Annotated in this window: 17 protein-coding genes, 1 tRNA gene, 1 other RNA gene and 1 riboswitch; of the genes, 7 read left to right on the top strand and 12 right to left on the bottom strand. The window is 59.2% G+C overall.

Annotated features, from left to right (window positions below):
* Positions 1-115: 115 nt before the first annotated feature.
* Positions 116-2,104, bottom strand: coding sequence for an acetoacetate--CoA ligase (locus AC0TNJ_RS14250; protein WP_473771459.1), 1,989 nt, complete (start codon positions 2,102-2,104; stop codon positions 116-118).
* A 239-nt stretch (positions 2,105-2,343) separates the two neighbouring features.
* Positions 2,344-2,495, top strand: a riboswitch (FMN riboswitch).
* 95 nt (positions 2,496-2,590) lie between these two features.
* Between AC0TNJ_RS14250 and AC0TNJ_RS14245 the strand changes: the two genes are divergently transcribed.
* Positions 2,591-3,502: a DMT family transporter gene (locus tag AC0TNJ_RS14245; RefSeq protein ID WP_473771458.1), complete on the top strand. Its 912-nt coding sequence runs from the start codon at positions 2,591-2,593 to the stop codon at positions 3,500-3,502.
* Positions 3,503-3,520: 18 nt separating this feature from the next.
* On the opposite strand, the gene AC0TNJ_RS14240 is transcribed toward AC0TNJ_RS14245, so the two are convergent.
* The 3 genes from AC0TNJ_RS14240 to AC0TNJ_RS14230 all read right to left on the bottom strand — a co-directional run bounded on the left by AC0TNJ_RS14240 (position 3,521) and on the right by AC0TNJ_RS14230 (position 5,526).
* Positions 3,521-4,651, bottom strand: coding sequence for an acyltransferase family protein (locus tag AC0TNJ_RS14240; RefSeq protein WP_473767442.1), 1,131 nt, complete (start codon positions 4,649-4,651; stop codon positions 3,521-3,523).
* A 186-nt stretch (positions 4,652-4,837) separates the two neighbouring features.
* Positions 4,838-4,913, bottom strand: a tRNA-Ala gene (locus AC0TNJ_RS14235).
* 223 nt (positions 4,914-5,136) lie between these two features.
* Positions 5,137-5,526 carry a TIGR02300 family protein gene (locus AC0TNJ_RS14230; protein WP_006471224.1) on the bottom strand — a complete coding sequence of 130 codons (390 nt, stop codon included), beginning with the start codon at positions 5,524-5,526 and terminating at the stop codon, positions 5,137-5,139.
* Between the two features lie 330 nt (positions 5,527-5,856).
* Between AC0TNJ_RS14230 and aroA the strand changes: the two genes are divergently transcribed.
* The 3 genes from aroA (at position 5,857) to rpsA (ending at position 9,766) form a co-directional block, all read left to right on the top strand.
* The gene (aroA, locus tag AC0TNJ_RS14225) at positions 5,857-7,209 is read left to right on the top strand and encodes a 3-phosphoshikimate 1-carboxyvinyltransferase (RefSeq protein WP_473771457.1); all 1,353 of its coding nucleotides are present in this window, start codon (positions 5,857-5,859) and stop codon (positions 7,207-7,209) included.
* A complete protein-coding gene (gene cmk / locus AC0TNJ_RS14220) occupies positions 7,209-7,850 on the top strand; it encodes a (d)CMP kinase (RefSeq protein WP_473771620.1) in 642 nt (213 codons plus the stop codon). Before aroA ends, cmk begins: the two co-directional genes overlap by 1 nt.
* 215 nt (positions 7,851-8,065) lie before the next feature.
* Complete coding sequence (rpsA, locus tag AC0TNJ_RS14215) at positions 8,066-9,766, top strand: 30S ribosomal protein S1 (RefSeq protein WP_121981345.1); 1,701 nt, start codon at positions 8,066-8,068, stop codon at positions 9,764-9,766.
* 106 nt (positions 9,767-9,872) lie between these two features.
* On the opposite strand, the gene def is transcribed toward rpsA, so the two are convergent.
* On the bottom strand, positions 9,873-10,388 hold the full coding sequence (def, locus tag AC0TNJ_RS14210) for a peptide deformylase (protein ID WP_473771456.1): 516 nt from the start codon (positions 10,386-10,388) through the stop codon (positions 9,873-9,875).
* An 86-nt stretch (positions 10,389-10,474) separates the two neighbouring features.
* Positions 10,475-11,485 (bottom strand): YeiH family protein, encoded by a 1,011-nt coding sequence (locus AC0TNJ_RS14205; protein ID WP_122003117.1) that lies wholly within the window; start codon positions 11,483-11,485, stop codon positions 10,475-10,477.
* Between the two features lie 175 nt (positions 11,486-11,660).
* Here AC0TNJ_RS14205 and AC0TNJ_RS14200 point away from each other — a divergent pair, with 175 nt between their 5' ends.
* On the top strand, positions 11,661-12,542 hold the full coding sequence (locus tag AC0TNJ_RS14200) for a LysR substrate-binding domain-containing protein (protein ID WP_473771455.1): 882 nt from the start codon (positions 11,661-11,663) through the stop codon (positions 12,540-12,542).
* Here AC0TNJ_RS14200 and AC0TNJ_RS14195 read toward each other — a convergent pair.
* The 5 genes from AC0TNJ_RS14195 to ffs all read right to left on the bottom strand — a co-directional run bounded on the left by AC0TNJ_RS14195 (position 12,530) and on the right by ffs (position 16,946).
* Positions 12,530-13,789 (bottom strand): lytic murein transglycosylase, encoded by a 1,260-nt coding sequence (locus AC0TNJ_RS14195; RefSeq protein WP_473771454.1) that lies wholly within the window; start codon positions 13,787-13,789, stop codon positions 12,530-12,532. The genes AC0TNJ_RS14200 and AC0TNJ_RS14195 overlap by 13 nt on opposite strands.
* Positions 13,790-13,864: 75 nt before the next feature.
* Positions 13,865-14,470, bottom strand: a complete 606-nt coding sequence (recR, locus tag AC0TNJ_RS14190) for a recombination mediator RecR (RefSeq protein WP_021587673.1) — start codon at positions 14,468-14,470, stop codon at positions 13,865-13,867.
* 108 nt (positions 14,471-14,578) lie between these two features.
* Positions 14,579-14,902: a YbaB/EbfC family nucleoid-associated protein gene (locus tag AC0TNJ_RS14185; protein WP_473767450.1), complete on the bottom strand. Its 324-nt coding sequence runs from the start codon at positions 14,900-14,902 to the stop codon at positions 14,579-14,581.
* Between the two features lie 24 nt (positions 14,903-14,926).
* Complete coding sequence (locus tag AC0TNJ_RS14180; protein ID WP_473771453.1) at positions 14,927-16,744, bottom strand: DNA polymerase III subunit gamma/tau; 1,818 nt, start codon at positions 16,742-16,744, stop codon at positions 14,927-14,929.
* A 105-nt stretch (positions 16,745-16,849) separates the two neighbouring features.
* An RNA gene (gene ffs, locus AC0TNJ_RS14175) (signal recognition particle sRNA small type) lies at positions 16,850-16,946 on the bottom strand.
* A gap of 70 nt (positions 16,947-17,016) precedes the next feature.
* Here ffs and AC0TNJ_RS14170 point away from each other — a divergent pair.
* The gene (locus AC0TNJ_RS14170) at positions 17,017-17,421 is read left to right on the top strand and encodes an HIT domain-containing protein (protein WP_473767452.1); all 405 of its coding nucleotides are present in this window, start codon (positions 17,017-17,019) and stop codon (positions 17,419-17,421) included.
* A 79-nt stretch (positions 17,422-17,500) separates the two neighbouring features.
* Positions 17,501-18,448, top strand: a complete 948-nt coding sequence (nudC, locus tag AC0TNJ_RS14165; RefSeq protein WP_473771452.1) for an NAD(+) diphosphatase — start codon at positions 17,501-17,503, stop codon at positions 18,446-18,448.
* Here nudC and AC0TNJ_RS14160 read toward each other — a convergent pair whose 3' ends face one another.
* On the bottom strand, positions 18,449-19,312 hold the full coding sequence (locus tag AC0TNJ_RS14160) for a prephenate dehydratase (RefSeq protein WP_473767512.1): 864 nt from the start codon (positions 19,310-19,312) through the stop codon (positions 18,449-18,451).
* Positions 19,313-19,326: the final 14 nt, after the last annotated feature.

Genomic DNA, 19,326 nt, shown 5'->3' with positions numbered 1-19,326 from the left:
GGCTTATGTTGAAGGCAGAGTGTCCCGTGGCGGTCAAATAGGCAATGGGGTTGCGCGGCGTTCTGTGGCTATTTATTGCCGCTTGACGAAATTTTATTTCGCAGTGTTTTGAGCATCAGTTTTCCTGAAGTTCTGCCAGATCGCGATAAAGCTCCAGTGCTTGCGGGTTGGCCAGCGCCTCGCGGTTCTTCACCTCGCGTCCATGCACAATGTCGCGCACGGCCAGTTCCACGATCTTTCCCGACTTGGTGCGCGGAATATCCGATACGGCAACGATCTTTGCAGGCACATGACGCGGCGTCGCGCCGGTGCGGATTTTGGCCTTGATGCGCGCTTTCAGGTCGTCATCGAGCGCCACGCCTTCGGCAAGCCGCACGAACAGCACCACACGCACATCATTGTCCCAATCCTGCCCGATGCACAGCGCCTCGGCCACTTCCGGCATCTGCTCGACCTGATTGTAGATCTCCGCCGTGCCGATGCGCACGCCGCCCGGATTGAGCGTGGCATCGGAGCGGCCATGAATGACGATGCCGTCATGCCCGGTCCATTCGGCGAAATCGCCGTGGCACCAGATATTGTCGAAACGCTCAAAATAGGCGGCCTGATATTTTGCGTCGCCCGGATCGTTCCAGAATTGCAGCGGCATGCAGGGGAAAGCCTTCGTGCAGACGAGTTCGCCCTTTTGCCCGCGCACCGGCTTGCCGTCATCATCCCAGACATCGACAGCCATGCCGAGACCAGCCCCTTGAATCTCGCCCTGCCAGACCGGCTCGGTCGGCACGCCCAGAACGAAGCAGGAGACAATATCAGTTCCGCCGGAAATCGAGGCCAGATGCACATCCGGCTTGATCGCTTCGTAAACGAAAGCAAAACCTTCCGGCGACAGGGGCGAGCCGGTGGACGAAATCGTGCGCAGCGCCGACAGATCATGCGTCTGCCCCGGTTTCAGCCCGGCTTTCAGCACTGCATCGATGAATTTCGCCGAGGTGCCGAAATAGGTCATGCGCTCAGCTGCCGCATAGTCGAACAGCGCATTGCCATCGGGATAGAAGGGCGAACCGTCATAAAGCAAAAGCGTTGCGCCGGAGGCAATGCCGGAAGCCAGCCAGTTCCACATCATCCAGCCGCAAGTGGTGAAATAGAAAAAGCGGTCGCCCTCACGTAAGTCCGCGTGAAGGCTGTGTTCCTTCAAATGCTGCAACAGCACGCCGCCCGCCCGATGCACGATGCATTTCGGAATGCCCGTCGTGCCGGAGGAAAACAGGATATAAAGCGGGTGATCGAAAGGCAGTCGGGTGAACTCGACGTCTTTCGCCCGGAACGGCTCAAGGGCCGCATCGAGCGCAATAGCCTTTTCCGCCTTGTCGGCGACAGCGTCCGCTTCACCCAGATAGGTGACGATGACAGCCCGCTTCAGCCCCGGCAGTTTTGCCGTCACTTCGGCAACCTTGTCGGCCACGTCGATGCGCTTGCCGTTATACCAGTAGCCGTCGCAGGCGAAGAAGAGTTTCGGCTCTATCTGGCCGAAACGATCCAGCACGCCTTGCACACCAAAATCCGGCGAACAGGATGACCAGACCGCGCCAATCGAGCTTGCCGCCAGCATCAGCGCCACCGCTTCCGGCATATTGGGCATCATGCCCGCTACACGGTCACCGGGCTGAACGCCTTCGGTCAGCATGAATTGCTGGAGTTTGGAGACCAGCGCGTGAAGATCGTTCCACGTCAGGCGGCGTTCGACCTTGTCCTCGCCGCGAAAGACAATCGCCTCTCCGTCGCCTTTGTAACGCAAAAGATTCTCGGCGAAATTGAGCTTCGCCTGCGGAAAGAACCGCGCCTCGCGCATATGACCTTCATCGATCAGCGCCTTGCCGCCGCGGTCGCCGATGACGTCGCAAAAATCCCAGATGAGCGTCCAGAATCCGGCACGATCCTCCACCGACCAGCGATGCAGCGCGGCATAATCCGGCAGGCTCAGGCCTGAGCGCTGTTCGGCGCGAATGCGGAACTGCTCCAGATTGCTGGCGACGATGCGCCCCGCATCCGGCTGCCACAGGGGGCGGTCATGCGAAAACTGCGTGGGGACTGCGTTGGTGCTCATCATTCCTCCCAGAACCAGGCGGAGCCTGACCCTCACCCGATCAACTCCGTCACGGATTTCTAAAAGAGAGTTTCCGATCCGTCCATGCTTTTCCATGGCACGGCACTCAAGGGCGCAGCAAAAGGCATCAGGGCGCATCATTGCCGCACGAGCAGTGAGTATCTTGCCTTGTGAAAAAACGGGGCCTATTTATTGCCAGCATCGGATGCAACTTCATGCCATCCGGTGCAAAAGAAATATCCAGTTCTCAGGGCGGGGTGAAATTCCCCACCGGCGGTAACGGGTGAAACACCCGAAGCCCGCGAGCGCCTGACACGAAAACGTATCAGGGTCAGCAGATTCGGTGCAAATCCGAAGCCGACGGTCATAGTCCGGATGAGAGAGAACGAGGTTGGAATCATGCCTGGCTGGACGGCTTGCCGTCTTCGTCCTGCAGTTTTTCTTCCCGTACCCTGAGGTAGCAGGCTTGAAAAAGGGAAGAAACCGTTGAGCCAACTTGCCTCTGTCCCAACTTTGAAACCCACCGTGCGCGGCGCAGCGCTGATGGTCGCGGCCTGTTCGGCCTATGCCGCAGTCAATGTCGCCACCCAATGGGCTGGAACGCGCACCGGCATTCCATCGGTCATCATTGCCTTCTGGCAATATGTGATCGCCCTGGTGCTGACATTGCCCCTGCTCATTCGCGATGGCGCAAGGGCCTTGCGCACCAGCCGCCTCGGCCTCCACGTCGTGCGTGTCGCACTGGCCGCCGCTGGCGTGCAGGTGTGGATTTACGCGCTGGCCCACGTGCCGATCTGGCAGGTGGTTGCGCTATCCATGACATCGCCCTTCTTCGTCATTCTGTGCGCGCGGCTGTTTTTGCGGGAAAAGGTGACACCGGCGCGCCTGCTCACCACCTTCGCCGGATTTGTCGGCGCGCTAATCATCATCGCGCCGTGGTCGGATTCCTATACGGTCTACTCACTGCTGCCGATCCTCGCCGCAGCGCTCTGGGCAGGCTATTCGGTGATGACCAAATATCTGACCCGCTTTGAAAAGCCCGCCAGCATTTCGGCCTATATGCTGGTGCTGCTCACCCCCATCAATGCGGCGCTCTGGCTGGCATCGGGCCTCAGCATGTCGGCAATCACCGCACCCGGCGTCGAGATCTGGTCCATATTGATCGTCATCGGCGCTTTCACTGCCCTGGCGCAATATTTCCAGATTGCCGCCTATTCGATCGCGGATGCGGTTTATCTGCAGCCGTTCGACGATCTGCGACTGCCGATCAATGTTATTTTCGGCTGGATCGTGTTTGCCGCCACGCCCGGCATCAACTTCTGGCCGGGAGCGGCCCTCATCGTCGGTGCATCGCTCTATCTGATGCGGCAGGATAGCGGCACGACGCGCACCGCCTGACCGACCCGGCAAGGCTGTCTATCGAACGACAGGCAGGCAGCCTTGCGTGGTTTCGGCAGAGCCGCGCTCGTATCTGCCGAGCCAGGTGTCGATTCTTTTCACCAGCCAGCGGTGAAGCGGATTCTCGAACAGGTGATAGGCGGCGGCCGCAATCAATACGCTGGCAACAGCAGCCCCACAAATGACCAGAACCGCGCCCGCCGTCGTGCCACCCCACCGATCCGCAGTCAACTTGAAGAAAATCATGCCCACTAACGGATGCAGAATGAATATGCCAAAGCTGTAACGGGAAAGCTTCGTGAATCCTCGCCATTGCAGCGGGGTGTAGATGCCCTGACTGGACGCGGCATAAAGTACATAGATACACGCATAAAGGAAGGCGAGCCGCCATGGACCTTCAAGCGTATTGGGTTCACCCGGCCCATTTTCGGGATGACAGAACAGGAAGGCGATCAGGCAGACGGCAAGCAAGGTCTTGATGACCGCGCCGGGCATTACGGGGTGTTCCCGCCGGGCGAGCCACATTCCGAAGAGAAAGGAAGGCAAGGCCCGGAAGACGCCCAAATCGGACAATTGAATGCGGGTCAGCGACAACACGCCAAGCCTTTGCGCCAGATATTCACCACCGACAGCAGCAACGATGACGCCGACAAGGACCCAGCTTCCGAACCGCCTGCAAAGCAGGTCGAACAGCGGAAAGGCCAGATACATGGCGAAAAGAGCACTCAGCGACCAGCTGACATAATTATAGGACAAGGTATGTCCCAACCCCCAATTATGGACCAGCAGGAGCTGGGTCAGCCCATCGCGCCAGCTCATGCTGGGCTCAATCTGGGGACGCAGGATTCCCGCTGCCGTGAGGGCGGACAGCAGCGCGAAACACGAGAAAGCAGCCACATGCAGCGGATAAATCCGCGCCAGCCGCTTTCCGACAAAGGCAACATATCGGGGCCAGCTCCAGAGATAATTTCGCCGTCTTGCCAGAAAAAGCCCGGAAACGATAAAGAAGATATCGGTAAAATAAGAAAAAGCTAATATAAATTCAGTCAACACTTCATTCTTCACCGGAACGCGGAAAGAAAAATGAAAGACGGCGATTCCGATACACAATAAAAACCGCAGCCCATCGAAATCAGGAAGCCTGCTCATTCGAAATAGCCATGCTGAAATACTTTGGAAATTCACTTACCAACTTTTTGGGATTTGTCGAGCGCATATGCCCGAAAAACCCGGTTAAATGTCACCGAGATCATTTTGACGCACGAACACGTCTGTCCGAGGACAGATATCGCGTCGATGGATAGGGGTATGTCTTCTGGAATTTCAGGAAGGATTTGGTGGAGCCAAGCGGGATCGAACCGCTGACCTCCTGCATGCCATGCAGGCGCTCTCCCAGCTGAGCTATGGCCCCATCAGACCTCTTTCGAGGTGGGCCAGGCAGGACTTGCTGCCCGGTGTGGCGGCTTATTAAATGGCGTTCGCGAGAAGATCAAGAGCTAAATCGCAACTCTTTTCACATCTGCCAAAAATAATTCACAGATCGCGTCAGTCTTCCACGCGAGACGCGCCCAAACGAAACGAGGCGACCCGAAGGCCGCCTCGCAAAAGCATCATATCCGGAGCGGCTGAATGGATCAGCCTTCTTCGTCGTCGCCGCCGACGCCACCGCCGAGGATGCCCGACATATCGTCGTCCTCGTCTTCCTCTTCTTCGAGGAAGGTGTCGTCATCGTCATCGCCCAGATCGACATCGTCGTCGTCGATATCCGGCAGATCGTCGCCGCCGCCCTTGGTTTCGTCGTCAGCATCCTCGAGCGAGACGAAATCCGGCTTTTCCAGTGCCGTATCCAGTTCTTCCTCTTCGGTTTCCTCTTCAACGACACGGCTTTCAAGCGTGGAATCGAAATAGGAACGCGGATAGGAAATGCCGGTGTAAGGCGAAACGATCGGATCACGATTGAGATCGTAAAATTTCTTGCCCGTTTCCGGGTCGATACGCTTGGTACCAAGTTCAGCTTTTGCCACGTCTAGCCTCGTTAATTTGCACGGGGACACAAATTCATAATATCGCGCCGGGATGCCTGCCTCGAAGCATACAGCCCATCACCATGCTGCTCACTGAACCATATGGCAAGGGGCAAGTCTTAAGCGCGTTTATAGTGTTGTCCGGTGCATAAACGCAATTTGGCGCGTTTGTCAAAGCCAAACGCACGCGCATACGCAGACTCTTCCGCCTCCGTGTCGCCCGCGCCGCGTATTCGCGGATGACCGCACAATATTACTATGCTAGGGAAGCCCCGCTTATCTCTCAATCCCGGCGCGTGTCCGCGCCAAAAATGTGACTGTGAAAAATCCATGTCCCATTCTGCATCCCCGAAACCAGCAACCGCCCGCCGCTCGGAGGCACTTACGGGCGAAATCCGCATTCCGGGCGACAAGTCCATCTCGCACCGCTCCTTCATGTTCGGCGGTCTGGCTTCGGGTGAGACCCGCATCACCGGCCTCCTGGAAGGCGAAGACGTCATCAATACCGGCCGCGCCATGCAGGCCATGGGCGCGAAAATCCGTAAAGAGGGCGATGTCTGGATCATCAATGGCGTCGGCAATGGCTGCCTGCTGCAGCCTGAAGCCGCGCTCGATTTCGGCAATGCCGGAACCGGCGCGCGCCTCACCATGGGCCTTGTCGGCACCTATGACATGAAGACCTCCTTTATCGGCGACGCCTCGCTGACCTCTCGCCCCATGGGCCGCGTGCTCAATCCGCTGCGCGAAATGGGCGTTCAGGTGGAAGCAGCCCAAGGCGACCGCATGCCGCTGACGCTGATCGGCCCGAAGACGGCCAATCCGATCACCTATCGCGTGCCGATGGCATCCGCACAGGTGAAATCCGCTGTGCTGCTCGCCGGCCTCAACACGCCCGGCGTCACCACCGTCATCGAGCCGGTCATGACGCGCGATCATACCGAAAAGATGCTGCAGGGCTTCGGCGCGGACCTGACGGTCGAAACCGACAAGGATGGCGTGCGCCATATCCGCATCGTTGGACAGGGCAAGCTGACCGGCCAGACCATCGACGTGCCGGGCGACCCTTCCTCGACCGCCTTCCCGCTCGTGGCCGCCCTTTTGGTGGAAGGTTCGGACGTCACCATCCGCAACGTGCTGATGAACCCGACCCGCACCGGCCTGATCCTGACACTACAGGAAATGGGCGCCGATATCGAAGTGCTCAATGCCCGTCTCGCTGGCGGCGAGGACGTCGCCGATCTGCGCGTAAAGGCCTCGAAGCTCAAGGGCGTCGTCGTTCCTCCGGAACGCGCACCGTCGATGATCGACGAATATCCGGTTCTGGCCATTGCCGCCTCCTTCGCGGAAGGCGAAACGGTCATGGACGGTCTCGACGAACTGCGCGTCAAGGAATCGGATCGTCTCGCAGCCGTTGCGCGCGGCCTTGAAGCCAATGGCGTCGATTGCACCGAAGGCGAAATGTCGCTGACAGTCCGTGGCCGTCCCGACGGCAAGGGACTGGGCGGCGGCACCGTCGCAACCCATCTTGATCATCGCATCGCAATGAGCTTCCTCGTCATGGGCCTTGCATCGGAAAAGCCGGTGACGGTCGATGACAGCACCATGATCGCCACGTCCTTCCCCGAATTCATGGACATGATGCCGGGACTGGGCGCGAAGATCGAACTGAGCGGCGCGCAATGATGCCGTTTATCGTCGCGATCGACGGACCGGCCGCCTCGGGCAAGGGAACCCTTGCCCGGCGTATCGCCATTCACTACGGCATGCCGCATCTGGATACGGGGCTGACCTATCGCGCCGTCGCCAAGGCGCTTCTCGACAAGGGTCTGCCGCTCGATGACGAAGCGGTAGCGGCAGAAGCCGCGCTCAATCTCGATCTGCTCGAGATGGACAAGGCCGTCCTTTCCGCGCATGCAATCGGCGAAGCTGCCTCGAAAGTGGCCGTCATGCCGAAGGTCCGGCGGGCGCTTGTCGAAGCGCAGCGCAATTTCGCCAATGCGCTCCCCTCAAGCGTGCTTGACGGGCGCGATATCGGCACCGTCGTCTGTCCCGATGCAGCCATAAAGCTCTTCGTCACGGCATCGCCGGAAGTGCGCGCCGAACGTCGCTATGAGGAAATCGTGGCGCGTGGCGACAAGGCCGATCTTGCGGAAATCCTCGCTGACCTCAGGAAGCGCGACGAGCGCGACACGAACCGCATCGATTCTCCCTTGAAGCCCGCAGAAGACGCGCACTTGCTTGATACGAGCGAAATGAGTATAGAAGCGGCATTTCTGGCCGCAAAAAAGCTGATCGATCATGCTTTGGCGCAGCATAGGGGATAAATCCGGCAGGTTTTCAAGCCTTTCGGATATCTTTGTGCCCTGAAAAGCTGGATTATCCTGAGTTCGGACCTATATAGGCTGCACTCATACTGAAAAGCCTGACTTCGCGTTCCACGCGCCGGTTGTCTGCAAAGACGGGGCCGAGGTCTGGCATAACGCAACACTAACCCCCGGCGCTGCATCCGATGAATTTTCCGGATGCACCAGGAGTATTCATGTCAGATTTCAATCCATCCCTCGCAGATTTCGAATCGCTGCTGGCGGAATCCTTTGCCACGAACGACCTTGCTGAAGGTTATGTCGTCAAGGGCCGCATCGTAGCCATTGAAAAGGACATGGCGATCATCGACGCCGGTCTGAAGGTCGAGGGCCGCGTGCCGCTGAAGGAATTCGGCGCCAAGGGCAAGGACGGCACGCTGAAGCCGGGCGACGAAGTGGAAGTTTACGTCGAGCGCATCGAAAACGCTCTGGGCGAAGCTGTCCTGTCGCGCGAAAAAGCACGCCGTGAAGAAAGCTGGGTCAAGCTCGAGCAGAAGTTCGCCAATGGCGAGCGCGTTGACGGCGTCATCTTCAATCAGGTCAAGGGTGGTTTCACCGTCGACCTCGACGGCGCTGTTGCCTTCCTGCCGCGTTCGCAGGTCGACATCCGTCCGATCCGCGACGTCACCCCGCTCATGCACGTCCCGCAGCCGTTCGAAATCCTCAAGATGGACAAGCGCCGCGGCAACATCGTTGTCTCGCGCCGTACCGTTCTTGAAGAAAGCCGTGCGGAACAGCGTTCGGAAATCGTCCAGAACCTTGAAGAAGGTCAGGTCGTTGAAGGCGTCGTCAAGAACATCACCGATTACGGCGCGTTCGTCGACCTCGGCGGCATCGACGGTCTGCTGCACGTGACCGACATGGCATGGCGCCGCGTCAACCATCCGTCGGAAATCCTCACCATCGGCCAGACGGTCAAGGTGCAGATCATCCGCATCAACCAGGAAACCCATCGTATCTCGCTCGGCATGAAGCAGCTCGAGAACGATCCTTGGGATGGCATCGGCGCGAAGTACCCGATCGGCAAAAAGATCACCGGCACAGTCACGAACATCACCGACTACGGTGCGTTCGTCGAAATCGAGCCGGGCATCGAAGGCCTCATCCACGTTTCCGAAATGTCGTGGACCAAGAAGAATGTCCATCCGGGCAAGATTCTTTCCACCACGCAGGAAGTCGAAGTCGTTGTGCTCGAAGTTGATCCGGTCAAGCGCCGTATCTCGCTCGGCCTCAAGCAGACCCTCGACAATCCGTGGACGACCTTTGCCCAGAAGTACCCTGTCGGCACCGTTGTTGAAGGCGAAGTCAAGAACAAGACCGAATTCGGCCTGTTCATCGGCCTCGACGGCGACGTTGACGGCATGGTTCACCTCTCCGACCTCGACTGGAACCGTCCGGGCGAACAGGTCATCGAAGAGTACAACAAGGGTGAAGTCGTCAAGGCTGTCGTTCTCGACGTGGACGTCGAGAAGGAACGCATCTCGCTCGGCATCAAGCAGCTTTCCGGCGACAAGGTCGGCGAAGCAGCAGCTTCCGGCGAACTGCGCAAGAACGCCGTTGTGACCTGCGAAGTGACTGCCGTTACCGACGGTGGCCTCGAAGTCCGTCTCGTCGACCACGATCTGGAAAGCTTCATCAAGCGTTCGGATCTGTCGCGCGACCGCGACGAACAGCGTCCGGAACGCTTCACGGTCGGTCAGAAGGTCGACGCCCGCGTCATCGCCTTCGACAAGAAGACCCGCAAGCTGCAGGTCTCGATCAAGGCGCTTGAAATCGCTGAAGAAAAGGAAGCTGTCGCTCAGTACGGTTCGTCCGACTCCGGCGCTTCGCTCGGCGACATCCTCGGCGCCGCTCTGAAGAAGCAGGAAAAGAACTAATCTTTTCCGGTTTCGACCGAACATGGAAAAGCCCGCTTTTCGGCGGGCTTTTTCTTTTGCCATTGGTCACGGATGCCCGAAACGGGGTTTCATCCTCCGTGAGTATTCAGGCATCTGGCATGGCCTGCGTCCCCACTTTCTCCAGTATTTCCTCGCGCTTTTCCGCCGTCAGATGATCGAGAAAGAGCACGCCATCCATATGGTCGATTTCATGCTGAAAACAGGTGGCCAGAAGCCCCTCGGCATCAAGTATGCGCCTTTCGCCCTCCAAGTCCGTATAGGAAACAGTGATCCGCGCGGGACGTGAAACCGAGCCGCGGTAGGAAGCTCCGACAGACAGGCAGCCCTCATCGTAGCTGCTTTTCTCTTCGGACGCGGCGATGATTTCAGGGTTGATGGCTATGATGGGGTTACGCTCGCCATTGCGATATTCCACATCGACCGTAGTCAGGCGCAGGAGCCTTCCAACCTGCACGGCGGCGAGGCCCGCGCCGGATACCTCATACATCGTTTCGAGCATGTCCCGTGCAAGCTGACGGATGCCGTCATCAATGGCTTCGACAGGCAGGGACGTCTTTCGCAGAAGCGGATCGGGGATCATGGTAAGCGGCAACAGGGCCATGGCAACCTCTCACTTGTTGGTTGCCGCATCGCACCATGTTCTCACGCCCGCAACAATCGCAATTATTGCGGTGTCGATTTATGCCATCAGGCGATGCCCAGCATATGGATAAGCCCGAGGCTGATGAAGCCAAGCGCAAGCAGGGAGAGAATGGCGGTCAATGTCACGCGGCCACCGGCTGCGGCCACCGAGCGCACATCGACGCCAAGGCCGAGAGCCGCCATCGAAATGATGGTGAGGATGGTCGAGGCATATTGAATGCCGGGCAACAGCGCTTCGGGTATCAGATGCAGCGAATGCAGCGCCATCATGCCCAGAAAGCCGATGATGAACCATGGCACAAGCTGGAAGAAGCCGGGCTTGGCGTTCGCATCCTTGTTTCCGGCAAGAAGCGCGAGAACAAGAATGACAGGCCCCAGCATGAGCACGCGCACGAGCTTCACCAGCGTACCCAATTGCACGCTGACCGTTGCGACCGGCGCGGTAGCCGCCAGAACCTGCGGGACGGCATAGACGGTCAGCCCCGCCAGAACGCCATATTGCGTGTGTGACAGGCCCAAAAGCGGCACCAGCAGCGGCAGGAGCAGCACAACGACAACACCAAGAATCGCGGTGAAGGCGATGGAAGCCGCCACATCCTCGCTGCCCGCGCCAATGACCGGAGCTGTGGCGGCGATAGCCGAGTTACCGCAGATGGAATTGCCGCACGCAACCAGCGCCGCCATGCGATGGGGCAGCTTCAGCAGACGCCCGATGCCGTAGCTCAAGGTGATTGCCACGGCGACCACCGCCGCAATGCCGAAAATGAGGCCCGAGCCAGCCTCGATGACCGCGCTGGCGCTGATCGAGGCTCCGAGCAGCACGACGGCGATTTCCAGAAGCAGCTTGGCCGAGAAATTGATGCCCTTGCTGAAGCGTGGGCCGGGGCGCGCCAGGCTTCGCACCGCCGTTCCCAAAAGAATGGCGATCACAAGAGCTTCCAGCCACGCCCGCCCCGCATAATGCTCCTCGATTTTTTCCAGCGCCAGCGCCGCGGCGGTGACGGCAATGCTCAAGCCGAGTCCGGGGAGGATGTTCTGGATTTTGGAGTATGTCATTTTGGCATTTCAATTCTGATGGTTTTCATTCGCATTGTCCTACGCAAAACCGCTTCGCACTTTTGCTGGAAATGCTCCTATGAGAAATATTTTCCGATCAGATGCCGGATTTTTGCTGTTCATTCCATTTCATTATATGGCATATTTCATTCGATAAAATCGAATGATTGCAGCTATGACACTGGAACAACTGCGAATTTTCATAGAAGTTGCCGAGCGGGAGCACCTGACACGAGCCTCGGAAGCCCTGCATCTGACCCCTTCGGCGGTCAGTTCGGCCATCCGCACGATGGAAGACCGCTACGGCGCGACGCTCTTCAACCGCATCGGCCGGCGGATCGAGCTTACCGGCGATGGACGCATGTTTCTGGATGAGGCGCGCGCCACGCTTGCCCGCGCGCGTTCCGCCGAGCGTATGCTGTCGGAACTTGGCGGCGGCAAGCGCGGCATTCTCGCCATCCATGCCAGCCAGACCATTGCGAGCTACTGGCTGCCGCCCTTTCTGGCGCGATTTCACGCTGCCTATCCGCTGATCGATGTGCGGCTGACGCTCGGAAACACGGAAAGCGTGACCCAGGCGACAGAGGAAGGCGTTGCCGATATCGGCCTCGTGGAAGGAGCGGTGCAGGCACCGTCGCTATCGATCACCAAGGTTGCGAGCGATCAGCTTATTCTGGTGGTGCGTCCCGACCATGACTGGGCAGGCGGTGGGAAGCTGAACTGGGACCGGCTTTTTGAAGGAAGATGGATTTTGCGCGAGCAGGGTTCTGGAACGCGCAGCGTTTTCGAGGACGCCATGCGCGCTTCCGGCTACAATCCGGCGCGGCTGCATGTGGCGCTGGAACTACCCTCCAACGAAGCCATCTGTTCGGCGGTGCGCTCCGGCGATTATGTGACCGCCATATCGGAGCTTGTCGCCGCGCCGCATCTGACGGCGGGAACACTGGTAAAGGCCGACTTTGCTCTCCCGCAACGCCAGTTTCTCATGCTTCAGCACAATGACCGCTACAGGACAAAAGCCTTGCAGGCTTTTGCCGATCTCATTCAGCGAATCTGACGCAGCAATTCCGGTTGCGGAAAGCAGGTGGAAGCCATGCCGTTCCTGGCCTGCCACAGGCCGATGGAGCGGCGCGTCTTGAAGCCGGGCAACCCGTCCGGCTTGCCGACATCATAGCCCAACGCCTGCATGCGCTTCTGCATTGCGCCAATATCGGAGCGATACATGGAGCCGACATCGCCCCATGCACGGCTGAAATCGTCCGCGCCATAGGCGATGCGATCACCGACATGGCCGATAAAGAGCGCATAGAGATCGCTCATATTATAGTCCTTGAGCACATAGAAATTCGGGCTCACCACGAAGGCCGGGCCGTAGCGACCGGCAGGCATGAGCAGAAACCCCTCGCCCTTCATTTCATTGGCCGGAAATGGCTTGCCATTCACCCTGGTGACGCCGAGCTTCGCCCATTCGCCAATCGTCTTGCCCTGATCCGGCCCTTCCAGCGAGCAAGACAGGTTTTGCGGAACGTTGACCTCAAAGCCCCAGTCGCGCCCTTTCTGCCAGCCATGCAATTTCAAATAATTTGCGATGGAGGCGAGCGTGTCGGGCACCGAATTCCAGATGTCGCGCTTGCCGTCGCCATCGAAATCGACGGCGTGTTTCAGATAGGAGGTCGGCATGAACTGCGGCTGGCCGAGCGCGCCCGCCCACGAGCTTTTCATGGCGCTTTCGTCGATATAGCCCTTGGAGGCGATTTCGAGCGCGGCGATCAGTTCCTTGCGAAACATGTCCTTGCGGGTTGCCATAAAGGCCTTGGTGCCGAGAACTTCATAGGCATTGTAGGGAATCTTCACCGTGCCGAAGCCGGACTCCCGGCCCCATACGGCAAGCAGGATCGGCCCCGGAACGCCATATTTCTGTTCGATGCGCTTCAGGAGGCTGGCATATTGGCCGTAGCGCGCCTGCCCGCCGTTCGTGACCGACGCCATGGTCTTTGCATTGAAATACTTGCCGGGTGCACCGAATTCCGCCTGTTTCTGCTCTTTCGGCGTCGAGGGCTTTTCGCCGGGAATGACGAGATCGGGCAGTTTCCAGTTGAGCGAGACCCCGGCGAAAGCCTGATCGAACACGGCGCGGGACACACCTGCCGCCTTCGCTTCCGGCCAGAGATCCTTTTCGAGCCAGTTGCGATACTGGCTTTCGATCTGTGCCTTCGAGGGCGCGGCGATGGCGGGAGAAATGGCAAGACTGGCAACCAGTCCGAGAGCAATCTTCAGGCTACGCTTCCAATTTCCCGCTGCCATGCATGTCTCCAAACCTAGATTTGTTTTGTCGCAATATCCCACGCAAAACCGGTTCACACTTTTGCTGGAAATGCTCTAGAGTGTCGTTCTTGCCCGCAAGGCGGCGGCAAGCGTGCCTTCATCCAGATAATCGAGTTCGCCGCCGACCGGAACGCCGTGGGCAAGCCGTGTCACGCGCACATCGAAGCTCGACAGCTGGTCGGTGATGTAATGCGCGGTCGTCTGGCCTTCGACAGTGGCGTTGACCGCCAGAATCACTTCCCTGATTTCACCGGCGGCGACACGCTCCACCAATCCCTTGATGTTGAGATCGTCCGGACCGATGCCATCCAGCGGCGACAGGCGACCACCGAGAACGTGATAGCGCACATTCATCGTGCCGGCGCGCTCCAGCGCCCAGAGATCGGACACGTCCTCCACGACGATCAATGTCGCCGGATCGCGGCGCTCATCGGTGCAGATCGTGCATGGATCGGACGTATCGACATTGCCGCAGCACGAACAGATGCGCACCTTTTCGGCAGCCTCCTGCATGGCGCCGCCAAGCGGCACCAGAAGCGCTTCCTTCTTCTTGATCAGATGCAGCGCCGCGCGACGGGCCGAACGCGGTCCAAGCCCCGGCACGCGGGCCAGAAGCTGGATCAGACGTTCGATTTCAGGACCGGCTATTCGTTTGGACATATTTTAAGGCAATAAGGCAGTAGGGCAGTAAGGCAATAGGGAAAACAACAGCAGCGGCGTTTCAGGCAGATAAAACATACTGCCCTAATGCCTTACTGCCCTATTCCCCTAAAACGGCAGCTTAAACCCCGGAGGGATCGGCAGGCCCGCAGTCAGCGACTGGGTCTTCTCGGCCATGGCCGCTTCGAGCTTGGCCTTGGCGTCGTTATGTGCCGCGATAATCAGGTCTTCGAGGATTTCCACCTCGTCTTCCTTCATCAGCGACGGGTCGATCTTCAGCGCCGACAGGGTGCCCTTGCCGGAAAGCGTGATCGTCACCAGCCCGCCGCCCGAAGAGGCGGAGGCTTCCATATTGGCGATCTCATCCTGCATGGCCTTCATCTTGGCCTGCAATTCCTTCGCCTGCTTCATCATGCCCATCATGTCACGCATGGGTTCACTCCATCATTCCGTAGTTCAGTCGTCTTCAGACGGTGCGTCCGGCGTTTCCGGTATTGCATCGAGGTCGATATCCTCGTCGTCATTCTGTTCCGGCACGGCAATGCGCACGTCGGTGATTTTCGCGCCCGGAAAGGCCGCGAGAATCGCAGCCACATCAGGATCGGCGCGGGCGTCGGTCACCAGATTGTCGCGACGCTCGGTTTCAGCCTCGGAAATGGTCTGCCCCGCCACGTCGCGCGCGACGGTGACGATCCAGCGAATGCCGGTCCAGTTGAGGAGGCGCTGCGAAATATCGCTCGGCAGCGATTTCGGCGCATCGTCGGTCAAGCCGATTTCAAGACGCCCCGGCGCAATGGAAGCCAGACGCACACAGCTCTTGACCAGAATCTTGAACTGCATGTCGCGGTGCTTGTCGGCAAGGGCGACAACATCATGCAGGCTGTTGATCGGCACCGAGGGCTGCGGCGTGGACTCGACAACCGGCTGCGCGGCTTGCACCGGCTGCGCCAGTTGTGCCGTGGTTTCCACGATGCGCATGGCCGTGGCTGGCCCGCCGGAAGCGGGAGCCATCGAAGATGCGCCAACCGCGTCAGTAGCAAAACGCGCTTCGGGCTGACCGCCGCCATTTGGGCGCGGATTGCCCGGCTGCGGGCGCGGCGCCGAAACCGAACCATTGTCGAGACCGCGGATTGCTTCATCCAGCGTTGGCAGATCGGCGGCATGGGCAAGGCGAATCAGCAGCATTTCCGCTGCCTGAACCGGCCTCGTCGCCGTATCGACTTCCGCAATGCCCTTGAGCAGCATCTGCCATGTCCGCGACAGAACCCGCACCGAAAGTTTCTGCGCGAAGTCGCGACCGCGCACGCGCTCGTCTTCCGATAGCGACACGTCTTCCGCCACATCAGGCGTGAAACGCAGGCGCGTGACCAGATGGTTGAAATCGGCAAGATCGGTCAGCACGACCGAGGGATCGGCGCCGACATCATATTGGGCGCGAAATTCCGTCAGCGCGCCAGCCACATCGCCGCGCATCAGCATTTCGAAGAGATCAATGATGCGGGCGCGGTCGGCAAGGCCTAGCATGGAGCGCACGGCTTCCGCCGTGACGCTGCCCGCGCCATGCGCGATGGCCTGATCGAAGATCGACAGCGAATCGCGTGCCGAGCCTTCGCCAGCGCGTGCGATCATGGCGAGCGATGCGTCATCCACCTCGATCTGCTCCGCTTCCGCAATGCGGCGCAGATGTGCGGCAAGCGTGCCCGATTCGATGCGGCGCAGGTCAAAACGCTGGCAGCGCGACAGGACCGTGATCGGCACTTTTCGGATTTCGGTGGTGGCGAAGATGAACTTGACGTGCGGCGGCGGCTCTTCCAGCGTCTTCAGCAGACCGTTGAAGGCCTGATTGGAGAGCATGTGCACTTCGTCGATGATGTAGACCTTATAGCGCGCCGAAACCGGGCGGTAACGGACCTGCTCGATGATCTCGCGAATATCGTCGATGCCGGTATGCGAGGCGGCGTCCATCTCGATCACGTCGACGTGTCGGCCTTCCATGATCGCCTGGCAATGTTCGCCCGGCACGGTAAGCTCGATGGTTGGCTGGTCGATCGTATCGGTCTTGTAATTGAGCGCGCGCGCCAGAATGCGCGCCGTGGTGGTCTTGCCAACCCCGCGAACGCCGGTGAGCATCCATCCTTGAGCAATGCGGCCCGTCTCGAACGCGTTTTTCAGCGTGCGGACCATCGGCTCCTGGCCGATCAGATCATTGAAATTCTGCGGACGGTATTTGCGGGCGAGAACGCGATAGGCGCCATCGGCGGATTTCGTGTCCATGAGCTGCCCTTCCGTTCTTCCTGTCCTACTTTTCTCACGCCAGTTTGAACCGGGCGTATGAGCCCCGTCAACACGGGACAAGAACCGTCAACAATTGAGAAAAGGGTGGGAGGCTGGCACGGCGACCCGTGCCTTGCTCGTTAGGGCTGCTTCCTTCCGGACCTGACCCGGTTGGCGAGTGGCTCGTCCACCACCAACCTCCCGGTCTGCATATCGTCAATCGTTGCGCAAAAAGCAAGCACTGAACGAAAAAAACTGATAGGAATCGGCCTATGGGACAATTTGAACTCGACAAACGGCTCAATGCCGACACTTTCTCTGTCGCCAAGCTCGGCCTGTGCGAGCTTCGGCTGATGAATGACCGGCGCTGGCCATGGCTGATCCTGGTGCCGCGCCGTGCTGATCTCGCCGAAATTCATGACATGACGCCACTCGACCAGACCATGCTGACCTTCGAGACGGGCATCGTGGCGCAGGCGCTCAAGACCGTGACGGGTTGCCAGAAGATCAATACCGGCGCGCTCGGCAATATTGTGCGGCAGTTGCACCTGCACGTCATCGCCCGCAATGAAGGCGACGCAGGCTGGCCCGGCCCCGTCTGGGGTTTTGGCACACGCGAAACCTATGACGAAAAAGACGCCGAAAAATTCATCGCCGACATTCGCGCGGCGCTTTAGTTTGTTTTCACGCGCATCCAGAAAACCGTTTCACACTTTTCGGGATGCGCTTTAACTCCCCCACGAGTCCGAGACAATCATGGCTTTCCGTCTTTATGACCTGCCGGAAATCGAGCCAAGCCGATATGTCGGCTTTGCCGGTAACCGTATCGACCGCCTGTCCGAAAAGCGGCAGGATAATTCTGCCTTCACAGCGCTTGAACTTCCAGAGACGCGAATCATGCTGCTGGGCGGCAACAGGCTGCTGCTCGACTATGCCGATGAGAAAGCGCCCCGCGCCTTGTTCCGTCTCGGCGAAGCAAAGGAATTTGCGCCCGATCTGCAAGAGCCGATCCTGCTCGGCCTTCAGGACGGCGTGCCGCTTGTCGCGCTGACGACGCCGCTCGACCCGGAAGCGGTGGAAGCGCCTTTCCGGCTGCAGGATTATCGCAGCGTCTATACCGAGGGGCTGGTGTCAGCCGACCTGCTCGGCGCGCTGGCGCAAGCCGCAGCACTCACCGCATGGCACGCCAATCACCGCTACTGCGGACGCTGCGGCGCGAAAACGGAAATGCGCGCCGGTGGCGCCAAGCGGCAATGCCCGAATTGCGGCGCGGAGCATTTTCCGCGTACCGATCCGGTGGCGATCATGCTGCCGGTGCGCGGTGAAAAATGCATTCTGGCCCGCGGGCCGCATTTCGCGCCCGGCTCCTATTCCTGTCTTGCGGGCTTTATCGAGCATGGCGAAACGATCGAGGCTGCCGTGCGCCGCGAAAGTGTGGAGGAAATGGGACTGGCAATCGGCCGCGTCGCCTATCACGCGAGCCAGCCCTGGCCCTTCCCCTATTCGCTGATGATCGGCTGCCATGCCGAGGTTTTGAGCGACGATTTCACCATCGACCGCTCGGAGCTGGAAGACGGCCGCTGGTTCTCGAAGGCGGAAGTGCGCACCATGCTGGAAGGCACGCATGAAAACGGGCTGCGGGTGCCGCCATCCGGCGCCATCGCAACCCATTTGATCAAGGCCTGGGTCTACGACCCAAGCTGATTATTCGGCGGCAAGCAGCTGAGTGCCGCGAATGTCGCTGCCCTTATAAACGCCGAGGATGCGGACTTCCTTGGTGAAGAAGCGCAGTTCTTCCAGCGCAAGCTTCAGATTGGCATCTTCCGGATGCCCTTCGACATCGGCATAGAACTGCGTAGCGATGAAACGCCCGCCGATCTGATAGCTTTCGAGCTTGGTCATGTTGATGCCATTGGTGGCGAAACCGCCCAGCGCCTTGTAGAGCGCTGCCGGGACGTTGCGCACGCGAAAGACAAAAGTCGTCACGATGCGCTCGCCGTTTTCGGGACGCGGCGCCCATTGGCTGTTCTTGGACAGGACCACGAAGCGGGTCACATTGTCTTCCGAATCCTCGACATTTTCTTCCAGAATTTCGAGACCGTAGAGATCGGCGGCAAGGCGCGGCGCGAGCGCCGCCATGGAGCGGTCCTTCATATCGGCGACGAGGCGCGCGGCCCCTGCCGTATCGCCCGCGATAACACCCTTCCAGCCATTCTGGCGGATGACGTTGCGGCATTGGCCAAGCGCGTGGACATGGCTGTGAACGGTCTTGATTTCCTCCCGTTTGACGCCCGGAAGCACCATCAACTGGAAGTGGATCGGCAGGAAATATTCGCCGACGATATGCATATCGGCCAGCGGCAACAGATAATGAATATCGGCGACGCGACCGGCCAGCGTGTTTTCGATCGGGATCATGGCGAGGTCGGCGGCGCCGGTTTCAACCGCGTTGAAGGCATCCTCGAAAGTTGGGCACGGCAAAGGCTCCATGTCGGGAAACATGTTGCGGCACGCCGTATCGGAATTTGCGCCCGCTTCACCCTGGAAGGAAATCCTGTTGGTTTTCATCGTGTCCATGCTTT

The organism is Ochrobactrum sp. PL_is483 (assembly GCF_055816855.1).
The sequence above is the reverse complement of the archived record's forward strand: the minus strand, read 5'-3'. Positions and strand labels throughout refer to the sequence as shown.